The organism is Paraglaciecola sp. L1A13 (assembly GCF_009796745.1).
Lineage (GTDB): Bacteria > Pseudomonadota > Gammaproteobacteria > Enterobacterales > Alteromonadaceae > Paraglaciecola.
Window position 1 is genome coordinate 2588709 of sequence record NZ_CP047024.1, and the last position, 14426, is coordinate 2603134.

General features: G+C 41.9%; 15 protein-coding genes. 8 read left to right on the plus strand and 7 right to left on the minus strand.

What is annotated here, in order from left to right; translation table 11 throughout:
* Positions 1 to 65: 65 nt before the first annotated feature.
* The 5 genes from GQR89_RS10765 (at position 66) to uspE (ending at position 4941) form a co-directional block, all read left to right on the plus strand.
* The gene (locus GQR89_RS10765; protein ID WP_158770047.1) at positions 66 to 575 is read left to right on the plus strand and encodes a FixH family protein; all 510 of its coding nucleotides are present in this window, start codon (positions 66 to 68) and stop codon (positions 573 to 575) included.
* Positions 575 to 2956, plus strand: coding sequence for a heavy metal translocating P-type ATPase (locus GQR89_RS10770; RefSeq protein WP_158770048.1), 2382 nt, complete (start codon positions 575 to 577; stop codon positions 2954 to 2956). The genes GQR89_RS10765 and GQR89_RS10770 overlap by 1 nt, the downstream gene beginning before the upstream one ends.
* A 17-nt stretch (positions 2957 to 2973) precedes the next feature.
* Complete coding sequence (ccoS, locus tag GQR89_RS10775; RefSeq protein WP_158770049.1) at positions 2974 to 3186, plus strand: cbb3-type cytochrome oxidase assembly protein CcoS; 213 nt, start codon at positions 2974 to 2976, stop codon at positions 3184 to 3186.
* A complete protein-coding gene (locus GQR89_RS10780) occupies positions 3173 to 3835 on the plus strand; it encodes a sulfite exporter TauE/SafE family protein (protein ID WP_158770050.1) in 663 nt (220 codons plus the stop codon). Before ccoS ends, GQR89_RS10780 begins: the two co-directional genes overlap by 14 nt.
* Before the next feature lie 173 nt (positions 3836 to 4008).
* Entirely contained in the window at positions 4009 to 4941 is a 933-nt protein-coding gene (uspE, locus tag GQR89_RS10785; RefSeq protein WP_158770051.1) for a universal stress protein UspE, read from the plus strand.
* An 86-nt stretch (positions 4942 to 5027) separates the two neighbouring features.
* On the opposite strand, the gene GQR89_RS10790 is transcribed toward uspE, so the two are convergent.
* Entirely contained in the window at positions 5028 to 6305 is a 1278-nt protein-coding gene (locus tag GQR89_RS10790) for an FtsX-like permease family protein (RefSeq protein WP_158770052.1), read from the minus strand.
* Positions 6295 to 7026, minus strand: a complete 732-nt coding sequence (locus GQR89_RS10795; protein WP_158770053.1) for an ABC transporter ATP-binding protein — start codon at positions 7024 to 7026, stop codon at positions 6295 to 6297. Before GQR89_RS10795 ends, GQR89_RS10790 begins: the two co-directional genes overlap by 11 nt.
* Before the next feature lie 139 nt (positions 7027 to 7165).
* On the opposite strand from GQR89_RS10795, the gene ttcA reads away from it, so the two are divergent.
* Together ttcA and GQR89_RS10805 are read left to right on the plus strand one after the other, a co-directional pair.
* The gene (gene ttcA, locus GQR89_RS10800; protein WP_158770054.1) at positions 7166 to 8095 is read left to right on the plus strand and encodes a tRNA 2-thiocytidine(32) synthetase TtcA; all 930 of its coding nucleotides are present in this window, start codon (positions 7166 to 7168) and stop codon (positions 8093 to 8095) included.
* 9 nt (positions 8096 to 8104) lie between these two features.
* The gene (locus GQR89_RS10805) at positions 8105 to 9076 is read left to right on the plus strand and encodes a patatin-like phospholipase family protein (protein WP_158770055.1); all 972 of its coding nucleotides are present in this window, start codon (positions 8105 to 8107) and stop codon (positions 9074 to 9076) included.
* A 123-nt stretch (positions 9077 to 9199) separates the two neighbouring features.
* Here the strand turns inward: GQR89_RS10805 and GQR89_RS10810 are convergent, their stop codons facing one another.
* The 5 genes from GQR89_RS10810 to cobB all read right to left on the minus strand — a co-directional run bounded on the left by GQR89_RS10810 (position 9200) and on the right by cobB (position 12961).
* Positions 9200 to 9868: a DUF2987 domain-containing protein gene (locus tag GQR89_RS10810; protein ID WP_158770056.1), complete on the minus strand. Its 669-nt coding sequence runs from the start codon at positions 9866 to 9868 to the stop codon at positions 9200 to 9202.
* Positions 9865 to 10725: a glucosaminidase domain-containing protein gene (locus tag GQR89_RS10815; RefSeq protein WP_158770057.1), complete on the minus strand. Its 861-nt coding sequence runs from the start codon at positions 10723 to 10725 to the stop codon at positions 9865 to 9867. Before GQR89_RS10815 ends, GQR89_RS10810 begins: the two co-directional genes overlap by 4 nt.
* Positions 10718 to 11461: a hypothetical protein gene (locus GQR89_RS10820; protein WP_158770058.1), complete on the minus strand. Its 744-nt coding sequence runs from the start codon at positions 11459 to 11461 to the stop codon at positions 10718 to 10720. The genes GQR89_RS10815 and GQR89_RS10820 overlap by 8 nt, the downstream gene beginning before the upstream one ends.
* A gap of 107 nt (positions 11462 to 11568) precedes the next feature.
* Complete coding sequence (locus tag GQR89_RS10825; protein WP_158770059.1) at positions 11569 to 12204, minus strand: LysE family translocator; 636 nt, start codon at positions 12202 to 12204, stop codon at positions 11569 to 11571.
* 1 nt (position 12205) lies between these two features.
* Positions 12206 to 12961 (minus strand): Sir2 family NAD+-dependent deacetylase, encoded by a 756-nt coding sequence (gene cobB / locus GQR89_RS10830; RefSeq protein WP_158770060.1) that lies wholly within the window; start codon positions 12959 to 12961, stop codon positions 12206 to 12208.
* A 375-nt stretch (positions 12962 to 13336) separates the two neighbouring features.
* On the opposite strand from cobB, the gene GQR89_RS10835 reads away from it, so the two are divergent.
* Positions 13337 to 14155 carry a MurR/RpiR family transcriptional regulator gene (locus GQR89_RS10835; RefSeq protein ID WP_158770061.1) on the plus strand — a complete coding sequence of 273 codons (819 nt, stop codon included), beginning with the start codon at positions 13337 to 13339 and terminating at the stop codon, positions 14153 to 14155.
* Positions 14156 to 14426 lie beyond the last annotated feature (271 nt).

Here is a 14426-nt window from a genome sequence, read left to right on the forward strand (position 1 = left end):
TTTCGGTTAGAATAAGCCTCGCTTCGGCGAGGCTTTTTTATATTCATTTTTTATTTAAGGTTGTTATGTCCCCTTCTTCTGAACCGTCGATTACGGATACCCCAAAATGGTACAAGCAGTTCTGGCCATGGTTTCTTATTACCATACCTGTGTGTTCCATGATTTTAAGTTTTAATATGCTGCGCTTTGCTTTGGTCGGGCAAGATACTATGGTGGTCGATGATTATTACAAGCAAGGAAAATCTATTAACCTCAGCCTTGAAAAAGTACAAGAAGCTAAGATGCGTGGTATGCAAACAGAGCTAACCGTAAATCAACAACAAATCAGTTTACGCTTCATTGATGGCGCCCCACCAAGCGGCGCGGCGTTACGTTTGTCTTTTTATCATGTGACTCAGGAACCCAAGGATCAGACGGTTGATTTATTCCGTGATGCTAATGGCGTTTATCGCGGTAGTGCAGAGAACGATTTGACCGGAAAGTGGCAGATTGCTCTCACACCTCATGACCAAGAATGGAAAATTCAGCAAACACTTTCTCTACCTCAAGAAGACAGCATAGCTTTTAATCCCTAATGAAAGATTCCTCTCCTTGCTACCACTGCGGTTTACCCGCAGTTGATGGTAATACTTATCACGCATTGGTATTAGGCGAACAACGTATTATGTGTTGCCCTGGCTGCCAAGCTGTTGCTGAAGCAATTGTTGACAATGGGTTAGATGATTACTATCGCTTTCGAACTGAACCTAGTGTTAAAGCGGACGATAATCTGCAAGATACCCTTGCGCAGTTATCTATTTTCGACGAGCAAAGTATTCAACAAGACTTTGTTATTCATCAAGGCGACATCAGCGAAATCCAACTGAGTTTAAGTGGTATCAGCTGCGCTGCTTGTGGCTGGCTGATTGAAAAACAGTTAAGTAAATTAGCTGGTATCAAACAAGTATCAGTCAATGTTACTGCCAACCGGGCGTTGATCACTTGGTATACCAGTGCGCTGAGTTTAAGCCAGATTATGGCGTCGATAGAGCGCATTGGCTATAATGCAAGTCCTTTTCAACAAGAACAACACGAAGCATTATTTCAAAAAGATCACAAAACTCAACTCAAGCGTATCGGTCTCGCTGGGTTAATGACCATGCAAGTTATGATGCTTGCCATAGGCGTGTATTTCGATTTATTCGGTGATTTAGAGCCACAAACAAGCTCATTTTTTAACTGGGTCAGCTTAGTTTTGAGTACACCTGTGGTGTTTTACTCTGGCGCAGGGTTTTACCAAAGTGCTTATAAAGCCTTAAAGAGCCGCACTGTGAATATGGATGTTCCCGTATCTATTGCCTTGTTAGCCACCTATTTTTCTGGAGTTTGGGCAACCGTATTCGAACAAGGTCAGGTGTACTTTGAATCTGTTTGTATGTTTATATTTTTACTGTTGGTTAGTCGTTTCATTGAACATCAGGCTCGGCATAAGGCTGCGCAAATATCTGCTAATATGCTGCAGTATATACCGTTAACAGCAAACCTATTGGTTAACGATGAACTACAACCTACCTTGGCTAGAACCCTAAAAATCGACGATATTATCTTGGTTAAAGCGGGTGAAACGATCCCAATCGATGGCATGGTGTTGCGCGGCAGTGCCCAAATTGATGAGTCTTTACTGACTGGGGAATTCTACCCAATAGACAAAGGCGTAGATGACTTAGTATACGGCGGAACAATTAATAAAAGTGGTACCTTGACCATCAAAGTCACCTCGCAATTTAAATACGCATTAGTCAATCAGATTGCACGCTTGCAAGAACAAGCGATGGCCAATAAGCCGAAAATTGCGACCATGGCCGATCAGTTTGCCCAGTACTTCGTGTTGGCAGTATTGGTCTTTTCACTTGGTAGTTTTGTATTTTGGTGGTGGCAAGGGAATCCAGATGCGTTTTGGATTGCTATTTCAGTGCTTATCGCAACCTGCCCGTGTGCTCTTGGTTTAGCGACACCATCTGCCCTATCCTTTGCCATGGCAAATCTAAACAAGCAAGGTGTGCTGCTCAAACGTTCAGACGTATTGGAACAACTAACTCAAGTCGATCATATCGTACTTGATAAAACAGGTACGCTGACCGAAGGTAAAATATCTATCTCGGCTATCCATAATATCTCAGATTACGGCGATGAAACATTGTTGCGCTATGCGCACAGTGTAGAGCAATTCTCAGAGCATCCTATTGCGCGAGCATTTAACGATAGTCCAGTATTCCCTAATGTCACTGAATTTTGCTTTACCTTAGGTGAAGGTGTAAGTGCCACAGTAAACAAAAAACATGTAGCATTATTTGCAACTCATCGTGTTACAGCAGATAACGCAATACCGAATACCCTGAACAATTGCAGCATTGTTATGCAAATTGATAAACAGTTCGTATGCGGATTTGAATTAAGTGACACCCTTCGCCCCGACGTGAGCGACATGCTGCGACGTTTAAGCCGCAAAGACATCACTTTGCTTAGTGGCGATAACGAGAAAAACGTACAGCAAGTCGCAAATAACCTTGGCATTTCTAAATGGTTAGCTCAGCAGTCGCCGCAACAAAAATTGCTTTTCGTGCAAACATTGCAAAAACAATATCATAAGGTGTTGATGATTGGTGACGGTATCAATGATGCGCCAGTTTTAGCCCAAGCTGACGTTGCGGTAACCTTAGGAGCGGGGGCTGACTTGGCCAAGTCCTCAGCTGATATCATTTTACTTAAAAATGCCTTGGGTAAGTTACCAAACTTATTTTCTGTCGCTCATCGATGTAAACAGAAAATCAGGCAAAATATGGCTTGGGCCTTAGGATACAATATTTTAGTGTTACCCTTAGCTGTCAGCGGTATATTGACTCCTTGGATGGCAGTTATCGGCATGTCGTTTAGTTCTCTCATAGTGGTCGTCAATTCAGTACGACTGCTTAAGTAAATACGCAAGGGAAATTCATGAGCATTATTTATATATTGATCCCATTGGCCATTATTATTGTTTCGCTCGCTATTGGGATCTTCTTTTGGGCCGTAAAGAGTAATCAGTTTGACGATTTAGAGCGTCATGGTTATAGCATACTGTTTGATGACGATATAAAACCCAATGAAAAAAAATCAGCGCCAGACGCCCCAAAAGTAAACGTTCTAAAAGACGATGAACAGCCTTAGTATTTTATCGGCCTTTTTGATTGGTTTAGCTGGCAGCGTGCATTGCTTTGGCATGTGTGGTGGCGTGGTAAGCGCATTCAGTTTTGCTGTGCCTAAAGGCGGTAAGCAGTGGCCCTACGTACTCACTTATAATATAGGACGCATTGCCAGTTATGCCCTACTCGGCGCTGTTACCGGTTATTTTGGCAGTATGCTCGAGCGAAGTGATACGCTGGGGGGAATTCCTGTGTTACAAACTATCAGCGCATTATTTCTTGTCGCCATGGCTTGTTATGTGGGTAATTGGTGGCGCGGATTACACTACTTAGAGCGAGCAGGTAGCAAATTATGGCGTCATCTGCGACCCTTATCTAAATCATTATTACCGTTCAAAAACCCTCTATACGCGCTGCCTTATGGAGTAATATGGGGTTGGTTACCCTGTGGCCTAGTCTATTCTACGTTGACTTGGAGTCTCGCCAGTGGAAGTGCGTCGAATGGCGCATTGATCATGTTGTTTTTTGGCTTGGGGACCCTGCCAGCTTTAGTCGTTATGGCTGCGGGAGTCGAATCCCTTAAAAAGCTACTCGCCAATGCGAAAACACGTCAAATAGTTGCTTTATGCTTACTCGCCTTTGCTGTTCAGATGCTCTGGCGTGCTTACGCTTAACACAGTACGGTACTGTTAATTTACCGCAGTTCGCTAAGCATCTTTAATTTGACAACTTTTTCTTTCAACTGATGAAAATAACTTGCGTTAAATCAGCAAAATAGTAACTTGGATGGCAAAATTAACATTAGTTTCATACACTCAAAACGTCACATCAGCGACGGAGAATAACGATGAAATATCAAAAAATACTCGCAGTTATCGACCCTGAAGATGACCAGCAAAAATCACTGTTGCGCGCCATTGAAATCGCGCAAATAACGCAAGGCAAGATCACGGCATTTTTACCAATTTATGACCTGTCTTATGAAATGACCACGATGTTGTCTACTGACGAGCGTGAGAATATGCGCTTTGCAGTAATTGAAGACAGAACCGCTTGGTTAGCAGACCTAGTTGCCCCTATAGAGAAAGAAAGCGGCCTTAAAATTGATTTAAACGTCGAATGGCATAATCGCGCTTGGGAGAGCGTTATTTGCCGAGTCATAAAGCATGGTTACGATCTAATAGTCAAAGGCACGCAACTAAACGATACCTTAAAAGCCGTCATTTTTACGCCAACTGATTGGCATATTATGCGTAAAAGTCCTGTACCTGTACTATTAGTTAAGGATCACGATTGGCCGGTAGCAGGTAAAGTGCTTGCAGCCGTTAGTCTTGGGGTTGAAGATGATGAGCATACAGCCTTAAACGATTGTGTGACGCGCACTGCGAAAGCATTTGCAGAGTTATTGTCCTCAGAAGTGCATTTAGTCAATGCCTACCCTGGAACACCAATTAATATAGCGATTGAAATACCTGAATTTGACCCACAGATTTACAGTGATTCAGTTAAAGAGCATCACCAAAGTGCAATGTTACGTCACGCCCAAAAACACAATATTCCTGCCGGTAGTAGTCACATAGAAGAAGGCCTACCAGAAGACGTGATCCCCGCTTTAGCGGAGAAAATAGATGCAGAACTAGTTGTTCTTGGTACCGTGGGACGACAGGGAATTTCAGGAGTGTTAATTGGTAACACTGCTGAACATGTCATAGATAAATTAAACTGTGATGTGTTAGCGATTAAACCTGATGGCTACGAATCCCCGGTGGATTGTGCATAAACGTTCAGCTGCTTATAAATAACATATATTCCCCACAGGCGATGTTTTCATAGCGCCTGTGGCTACCTATCACAAAATCTTGTGTTTCATTTTGCGCTTAATCCATTGCTTAGCGCCCTTCTATAAGCGCTTACTGCTGGTACTAATGCCAATATCATAGCTAAACCAAGACCTAATAATACATATTGTAACACCGCGTCAGAATAGCCCAACGGACTGAGCAATAAACCGTATTGGGTCTGCACATAATCTGCTGATAACCATATGCATATATTTGTCATCAGGTAACCGATGATACATCCTGACAACGCAAGAAATATCGCTTCACATTCAATCATCAGCACAATCAAAAAAGCGTTTGCACCTAATGCTCGTAATACCGCTATTTCACGCTGCCTTTCATGAATAGAGGCTAACAACATGGTGAGCATGCCAAGCATTGCAGCAAATAAAATTAAACTTGAAACCAAACTCAAACTTGTCTCAACACCCTTCATTAGGTTCCACAACTCAGCCAGTGCCACACCCGGCAATATGGCTGACATAGGCGCTTGTTGATCAGTATTTATTACGCGCTGCACCTGTAAAGTCGAAATTTTGTTGGTTAACCCTAAATAAACCGCGCTGAGTTGAAGGTTGCTATCGATAACACTGTGTTGTGCATGGTCGTCTTCGTGAATATCGCTATTTATAGGCTCACTCGAATGCCTACTGATGGTGCGTGTTCCCGAAATGCTGTGCATCGCATCGATTGATTCAATTGGCACAAACACACTTTGATCGATCGGTGTTCCAGTGGCTTCTAACACACCGACTGCGATAAACGGAAATTGATTATGATGGGTAAAACTTACTTTGCCGGTACCATGTGCTAAGACGATTTCTTGGCCGAGTTGATATCCTAATTTTTGAGCTACAGTCGCGCCTAAGACCATATCTCTGGGCTGAGTGAAAGCATGTCCAAGCGCAAAGTCCACGGCATTTTTATTTCCATATCGAAAGTGCGTAAAATACTGATCTGTGGTTCCAACAACAGGAAATCCCTGATGGGAATCACCCAATGAGATGGGTATTGCCCACTTAACACTTTTAGCATCAGCTAATGTCAAATACTCATTCCAACTAATATTGCTGCTTGGGCTACCCACATGAAATACAGAAAACAACAATAGGTTCAGTTGGCTTGTTCTGGCACCTACGATAAGATCGACTCCAGAAACGGCGCGTTCAAAATTTTGCCGTACTTCGCCACGCAAATGTTCAACACTGAATAGCACAAACATACTCACCGCGATGGAAAAAACGGTTAATCCCGCCATTAATTTACGCGCCTTTACGCTGGCTAAGGTTAATCTAACTAACATCAGCCTCTCCATGCGCATAGTGTGCGTAGTGTGTATAGAGCGGCGAATTTAACGTATGCATATTTACTTCAGAGGTAAACGCTGACGCCAATGATCGGTCATGGCTGACAAATATTACAGTGGCGTGGTAGGCCCGACTTTGCGTAAGCAATAATTCGATGAACTTGTCTCTATGCTCACTATCAAGGGCTGACGTGGGCTCATCAGCAATGATAAGAGCGGGTTTAGATAACAACGCTCTGGCAACGGCTACTCGTTGCTGTTGCCCAACACTCAGTGCACCGGCTTGCTTTTCAAGCACATTCTTATTTAATCCTAACGAAGCGGTTAAATCCCCAAAATCTTTATCAACATTAGATGATTGGTGGCCGCCATTTGCACGACGCGTAAACCATTGGCCCAAATATATATTTTCCTTAGCACTTAAATAGGGTAATAAATTAAATTGTTGAAATATAACGCCCATTTCACGTGCTCGAAAGTTATCGCGTTTTCGACCAGACAGTTGGTTTAGCTCGCTATTGAGCACACATAAACGACCAGTTTGCGATACCAATACCCCACATAGCAAATTTAATAACGTAGATTTCCCACTGCCCGATTGACCGTGCAGAAACACATGTTCGCCTTTTTTTACTTGCCAATGAGGGATGCTTAACGTCGGTTTGTCTTGCTTAGGCCAAGTAAAAATGAGATTTTCAATGTCAATGGCTAACGACATAGTATTCCTGATAAATAAACTGAAAGCATAGAGTAATCATTTTTGTCATGTCAGCAAGCGAATGTCACTTAAATAAAAACGATAACTTCGCTATAATCCGCCAGTATTTTCTTTTCATTATCCACTAGTTGCCTTATTCATGAATCATGCTGTTAATAATAAATCTAATGCCACACATAATACTGCGTCGTCGACCGCGTTGAATTTCAAAAAACTCACCACTAAACTACGTCGCAAGACTGGCCAAGCGATAGCCGATTTCAACATGATTGAAGAAGGCGATAAGGTAATGGTGTGTTTATCTGGCGGTAAAGACAGTTATACCATGCTGGATATTTTGCTACATATGCAAAAGTCTGCCCCTATTAGTTTTTCGATTATAGCGGTCAATTTAGATCAAAAACAGCCCGGATTCCCTGAGCATATACTACCAAACTATCTTGATGATTTAGCTGTCGATTACGCCATTATTGAAGAAGATACCTACTCTATCGTTGTAGATAAGGTGCCTGAAGGCAAAACAACGTGTTCATTATGTTCCCGTCTTCGTCGCGGTATTCTGTATACCAACGCGGTCAGGCTTGGCGTCACAAAGATTGCACTTGGCCATCATAGAGACGATATGCTCGAGACTCTGTTTTTAAATATGTTTCATAACGGTCGCTTAAAATCGATGCCACCGAAGTTAACCAGCGACGATGGGCGTAATGTAGTCATACGCCCCCTTGCTTACTGCAGTGAACAAGATATTGCGGATTATGCTTTTCACAAAGGGTTTCCAATTATTCCGTGCAACCTATGTGGTTCACAGGAAAACCTACAACGTAAGCAAGTTAAAGCAATGTTAGCGCAATGGAATACTCAGTTTCCTGGCCGAATCGAAACTATGTTTAAAGCGTTGCAAAATGTAGTACCGTCGCACCTAGCAGATCCGACAGCGTTTAATTTTACCGACTTGAGTCAACACCAGCTTGGTAACGATGAAGGTGATTTGGCGTTTGATCCCGTTGATTTAAAACCAGTACAAAACTATGACACCCAAGCAGTGTCTATTGTACGCATAGATTAGGAATAAACTGTGAAGATAGGAATTGCCCTCGGTAGCGGCGCAGCTCGCGGATGGGCGCATATCGGCGTCTTACAAGCCCTAGAAGAATTAGGGATTAAAATTGATGTTGTCGCTGGGTGTTCTATCGGTGCATATGTCGGCGCCGCCTATTCGTCTAACAAACTTGAACCACTTGAGGAATGGGTGCGCAGTTTAACCGAATGGCAAGTCTTTGCATTAATGGGCGTAGGTTTGTATCGGGGCGGATTAGTCAGCGGTTTAAAGGTGTTTAAAGCGTTACAGGATAACTTTAGCGAAGAAACCTTCGAAGAACTATGCAAACCCTTTGCTTGTGTGGCGACTGATCTTTATAGCGGCCGAGAAATTAACTTTCTAACTGGCTCTGTGGTTGATGCTGTTCGCGCCTCCTGCGCCATCCCTGGGTTATTTCCACCTACAACCTTTAATGACCGCTGGTTAGTCGATGGTGGCGTGGTTAATCCTGTTCCCGTTAATTTGTGTCGTCATCTAGGGGCCGACATTGTCTTTGCCGTTAACCTAAGTGCTGATTTTCGTCCGCAAACAATGGACAACAACGAAAAAGAACGAGAACGTAATCAACAAAAAATCACTGACATGTTCACTAAAAGTCAAAACCACTTATCTAAATGGTTTAAAAGCGATCGTAAAGACAAAGACAGCGACCCTGATAAAGCCGACGATCAGGATGACGTCGAATTAAATAGTGAAATTGCTAAACCTCGCGCGGCCAAAAACCACCCTCCCAGTATGATTGGTGTTATGGCAGGCTCATTGGATATTCTGCAGGCTCGTGTCACCCGCTCTCGATTAGCAGGAAACCCACCGGATATATTGATAGAGCCTCAATTGCGTGATTTCGGTATGATGGAATTTTATCGTGCGGGTGAGTTGATTGAAGAAGGCCGCAATAGCGTAAAACGTATAGCAGACCAAATTCGTTATCAACTGCGCTTAGACTAACTTTTTGATGGTTAAGATAAATAGCCAATGCAGCGCATAAACCAATTCAAAGGTCAGATTAAACAATCTATTTGATTAATTTGAATAGATTTATGAATTGTACGTATTTGCTTAAAACTCTTCTTACTTAGCTGTTCTGGCGGTTATGCGTAACGGAATAGCAGGCAACGACAAACTCTTTTTCTCATCTAACCAGCTTTTTTCAAGCACTAAACGTCCGTCATTAATATTCAGTCCACTATCTAAAGATTGATTTAAATGCGTGTCAGCAAAATGAACAATCATACCGTCGACAGAAGGCATTAAAAACGATAAAAAGCTGCCCATGTCATCAAAAAATGTCTGATATTGCTGATACAGTATCTCTATATCCTCAACGCTATATTGCATCTTTAACCACTGCGGCGTCGTTTCGAGTTGCACTGACATATCACATTGATTCACTGGCTCTTCTATTACAAGGGCAACCGTTGCATTAGCCATCTTTAATGCCTTTTCACTAGGAACGGTAAAACGTTGCTCAGAAGATACTGTTAAGGGAATATCCAGTTTTTGAGTATGGATATAAGCAGAGCTTATATGGCATAAGTCACCCGTTGTGACATGTTTGAACCCAAATGCAAACTGCAAAGCACTGTTGTCTTCATCTTGCAATTTCCGAACATGACTATAAAAACTGCTGTAATCGACGTTCAATGAGGCTTGAGGAAATGTAGATAGTGCCTCCTGTTCTTCTTGCGCAACTGCAAAGCAGCTTGGAATAATACAAGCTGCAAGTAACCATTTTTTCATAAATCCATATGCTCTTTATTGACTCTCATCATGCTGAGTAATTCATCGATATAGTCTTGCCCACGTTCTGAATAGCTATGCAAACCATGGACTAACGCTTTAGCCGTAATTTGCTTATCTTGTTCTCGTAGGTTTGCTCTAATATCGCGTAATTCCTGATACGCATAATGTCGATTAAGGTTTTTTATATAGGTTTTAACTGCGTGAGATAAGTCTTTAAACTTAGCCACTTCGTGCACAGTACCCTCGTTACGGCGTTTAGGCACAAAACCACACCCTTTTTTAAAACACCATAATCCGAAAAAATTATAGCCTTTACGGGCAAATCGCGACGTGCCCCACCCTGATTCATTCGCGGCTTGAATAAGGACCAATTCGGCTGGGATCATGTCTACGCGTTTAAGCAACACCGCCATAGACTCTTGATTAGACAGCGTCTTATCAACTTTGTAGTCTCGGCGTAAGCGCTTTAACAGCTTAACACTAAACGGGCTTAATTTGGCCTGTTGATCAAGTTGTTGCGCCATGCTGATAACCGCTTTGCGTTTAATTAAGGTAATGTCATTTTGGCGATTAATTTCAGGTAATAAATACGCAAAAAAAGCACGCTTTTTATCTGTTATATCTTCATATTTTTTAAAATTAGGGATTTTTTTAGAAGCTGTAGCATCCGGCAATGCTTGGGGCTTTCCCGCTAAATCGTCGATCAGAATACGTAGCTCTGCATCGTCCAGATGTAACGCGGTATCTGGCAATTGAGATTCAAAATAATTGTCAGCGGTATACATAATGCCAAATAGCATTAGTGCGACCGCAAAGTAGCGAAATTTGTGTAGTAAGTTGTAAGTGTTAGGCATAGAAAACCGAATCTTTTTTATCTGTATTAGTAGAAGGTTGTCCAATTACTTCAACACCGAATAAGGTACGGTACAACACGCCTTTAGTATGAAGATACCAAGGAACAAGCCAAATCAGTGCAATTCCAAAGGTAAATAGACCCGCAATAAATAACATGAAAGACACAATATAAAACTGGCTCAACGGCATCCAATATCGATTAAAAACACGCATTGACATTAAAATTGCTTGGCTGGGTCGATATTTTTTTTCTACCAACAACACCAACGCAAAGCCTGTAGACATTGCCAAATAGATACCCGGTAAGATATATAGCGCAATACCTAAGTTAACCAATGCACCTAACATTAAGGCACAAAAAATCAACATCGCGGATGCTGCTAAACGTTTTACCAACCCTATAAAAGTGGTTTTTAAACCTACGCTATGGCTGATGCCCATCATCATCAAGGCCGTAATAAGAGGTGTGGTGATCAAGGTGAATAGAAGGTTTAAGCCAAAGCTCAATGATACTGAAGGTTTTTGTAAATCATCGATACTGACAAAATGCCCTATTAACATCAGCAGCAACAATATCATACCTAACGTAAACAATCCGCCTTGCAAAATACTGTAAAAATGTTGCTTTGATAGCGTCCAACCTTCTTTTGCGCACGCGCTTAAATCAAGTGTCGTTTCGCCGATAAGCGTTTTGTCGATGTTGCCACCTTGCGTGTGTTTGTTCTGTTGTTCCACAAATTACCCTTTAAATAACCGCAACCGATATAATACCCGAACTTTACAGCCTGAGGGAAACTCCTCGAGTGAAAATAGCGAGCCGATATATTTTCTCGATAAACTAATTATGCTAAAACCAGTTTTGCAGCCAATATTAATAACACGGCGCCCATCACTCTATCGAACCAGTGGCTATATTGACCTATGAAGGCGCGCACCTTACGCGTACTAAGCAAATATGACAAAAAGCAAAACCAAATTCCTGTGGCTACAGCTAAGTACAAACCGTATACCAACTTCACGCCGAAGGGCGTATCAGCTGACACGGCAACGGCGAACACCGAAAGAAAAAACAACGTAGCCTTGGGGTTTAGACCGTTCGTTAAAAAGCCTACTGCAAACGCTTTTTTATCGCTGATCATTTTTAAATCAGTGCTATTTTTCACCCCGTCACTGGTGTTTGGGGCTGGACTTCGAATGGCACCAATTGCAATATAAACGAGATATGCAGCAGCTAAGTAACTAAATATTTTAAATACCATGGGATTCGTTTTCAGTAATAACCCAATACCCAATAACGAATAGGTTACATGTAATAATATTGCGGCCCCCACACCGATGCTAGTGATCATCGCTAGTCTGCGACCGTAATTGATGCTGTGCTTCAATACGATTGCAAAGTCAGGCCCTGGGCTAGCCACGGCTAATAAGTGTACAGCGGCAATCGTTAAAAACTCCCCCCAATATAGACTTAGATCCACCTTATGATTCCTTGACGTTTTGTGTTAAATATTGCGCTACAACCAAACTGGCTATTCCATAATGTGTCTCTTTGAAATCGTTGTTTACTTCGCTTGGTTGCAAATTTAATTCCACTGTATGCGCACCGTGATAGTTAGCACGTTGAACTAAGCCTGCCGCTGGGTAAACATTGCCAGAGGTGCCAATAGAGATAAAAACATCAGCATCAGCAATGGCATGTTCAATTTCATCCATATAAAATGGCATCTCACCAAACCATACAATGTCCGGCCTAATGCGCTGAGGTGGATTACAGCATGTGCAGCGCGAAGCTCCGTCAAAGCTTCCAGTCATAGAGAAACTTCGTTGACTATGACAGCATCTTGCTCGTAACAATTCACCGTGCATATGCAATACATTTTGGCTGCCCGCGCGCTCATGTAAATCATCAACATTTTGGGTAATAATTAATACAGTACCTTTGTGGACACTCTCAAATTTAGCCAATGCATGATGAGCTGCATTAGGGATAACCTCATTGCTCTGCAACTGTGCTCGTCGTAGATTATAAAATCGATAGACTAACTCAGGATCACGTAAAAATGCCTCAGGGGTCGCCACATCTTCGATAGAATGTTCTTCCCATAGACCGTTATTATCACGGAATGTGCGCAATCCAGATTCAGCTGATATTCCAGCCCCCGTTAAGACCACTACTTTCGCAAGCGGGGTAATTCCCTCCCAAAATACGTGATCAGTCTGATGGTTTATTGACACAAATTCCTCTTTAATTTTCTTTCAGGGCGGACTAAAACGCTATTTTATGCCATAACCTCAACCCCACGATTAGTGAATGCAAGCACTGCCACTAAATACGGTATATTGACATAAGCTTTCAAAACATACGTTGTGGTTATTATGCCTTAATACTTTAAGGGTAAAAAGTCAGGTTTTGTGCAATATACACTGAACATTAGCTTATAAGTTTAATCAGCGGTGCGGGTTTTATTTCATTTGAGCTTAGCCACTGTTTATAAAAATACTCAACCTTCATTATCAACTTAGATAGCGATAACATTTTCGCTGATATTTCCTTTATGCAACATAATTGGTATAAGCTATATAGCCTTTTTACATTGTGAACACTCTATTTTGGCAAAAATTCCGTTTATTGATCGTATAGAACAGCAATACCAAGAACTCTCTCCTAATGCGCGGTTAATTGCTGATCATCTTAAACATACCCCCCTTGATGTATTGAGTTGTTCGGTAGCTGAAATAGCCCATAAAACACATACATCTAAAGCAACCGTGAGTCGTTTTTTTCGTCAACTTGGTTATGACTCTCACTCTGATGCAAAACAAGAGCTCAATGCATTTAGGGCCAATGGCTACCCTATGTACATGGAATCAGACCAAGGCGGTGCATTAAGTCGAGAAATACAGCGAATCGAACAAACTTGGAGCAATCTGGATCAGGTGCAGTTAAATGCGCTTATACAATCGATATGCAAAGCGTCTCGGATCACGCTTATTGGCTTTCGGAACAGCTATCCGGTGGCACTACATTTTCGCCAGCAGTTGCTACAGATCCGGAGTAAGGTGCGTCTTCTTCCCCAACCTGGGCAGACATTAAGTGAAGAACTGCGTGATATTAGTGAAGATGAACTGGTCATTTTAATAGGTTTTCGCCGTAGACCTAAAATATTCAAACCTTTGCTTAACAAAATTCAACACCACAACGTAGCCCTACTAGCGGATCCGTCAGGTCAAATATACGCGGAACAAGTTAAACAATTAATTATCTGCCAACTTGGTCAAGAGCAAGCGCTTGATAGTTACGCGGCGCCAATGAGTGTTATTTCTATAATTTGTAATCAGGTATTTACCTTACTCGGTAACTCCTCAGATAAACGGATCAGCGAAATATCGTCTCTTTATGAAGAATTAGATGAACTCGAAAAACGTTAAACTGGCTGAATCGGTAATTGAACCTAGTCTTAAACGTGCATACTCTTGATAAAGTTTCTTACCCCACCAACTAAAATAATTGTTGTACAGCCCACCTTGAAAGATCAATTATTACACCAAGAACTATAGTAGCGGCGGATACTTTTTCTAATGATAAAGTGTCCCTTATTAAACTGGGGATATGCTAAATATCGTAGCATACGCAAATTTTTAGTTTGCTTAATAGACGCGAAAGGTAAACGCTATCATTTGTCTAATTTTCAGTCGCCAG

What these genes read in the sequence shown, in the direction of transcription:
- GQR89_RS10765 (WP_158770047.1), top strand. Translation starts at nt 66, where the DNA reads ATGTCCCCTTCTTCTGAACCGTCGATTACGGATACCCCAAAATGGTAC.
- GQR89_RS10810 (WP_158770056.1), bottom strand. Translation starts at nt 9,868, where the DNA reads ATGAAAAAATGGTTACTTGCAGCTTGTATTATTCCAAGCTGCTTTGCA.
- GQR89_RS10770 (WP_158770048.1), top strand. Translation starts at nt 575, where the DNA reads ATGAAAGATTCCTCTCCTTGCTACCACTGCGGTTTACCCGCAGTTGAT.
- ccoS (WP_158770049.1), top strand. Translation starts at nt 2,974, where the DNA reads ATGAGCATTATTTATATATTGATCCCATTGGCCATTATTATTGTTTCG.
- uspE (WP_158770051.1), top strand. Translation starts at nt 4,009, where the DNA reads ATGAAATATCAAAAAATACTCGCAGTTATCGACCCTGAAGATGACCAG.
- GQR89_RS10815 (WP_158770057.1), bottom strand. Translation starts at nt 10,725, where the DNA reads ATGCCTAACACTTACAACTTACTACACAAATTTCGCTACTTTGCGGTC.
- GQR89_RS10795 (WP_158770053.1), bottom strand. Translation starts at nt 7,026, where the DNA reads ATGTCGTTAGCCATTGACATTGAAAATCTCATTTTTACTTGGCCTAAG.
- ttcA (WP_158770054.1), top strand. Translation starts at nt 7,166, where the DNA reads ATGAATCATGCTGTTAATAATAAATCTAATGCCACACATAATACTGCG.
- GQR89_RS10790 (WP_158770052.1), bottom strand. Translation starts at nt 6,305, where the DNA reads ATGTTAGTTAGATTAACCTTAGCCAGCGTAAAGGCGCGTAAATTAATG.
- GQR89_RS10780 (WP_158770050.1), top strand. Translation starts at nt 3,173, where the DNA reads ATGAACAGCCTTAGTATTTTATCGGCCTTTTTGATTGGTTTAGCTGGC.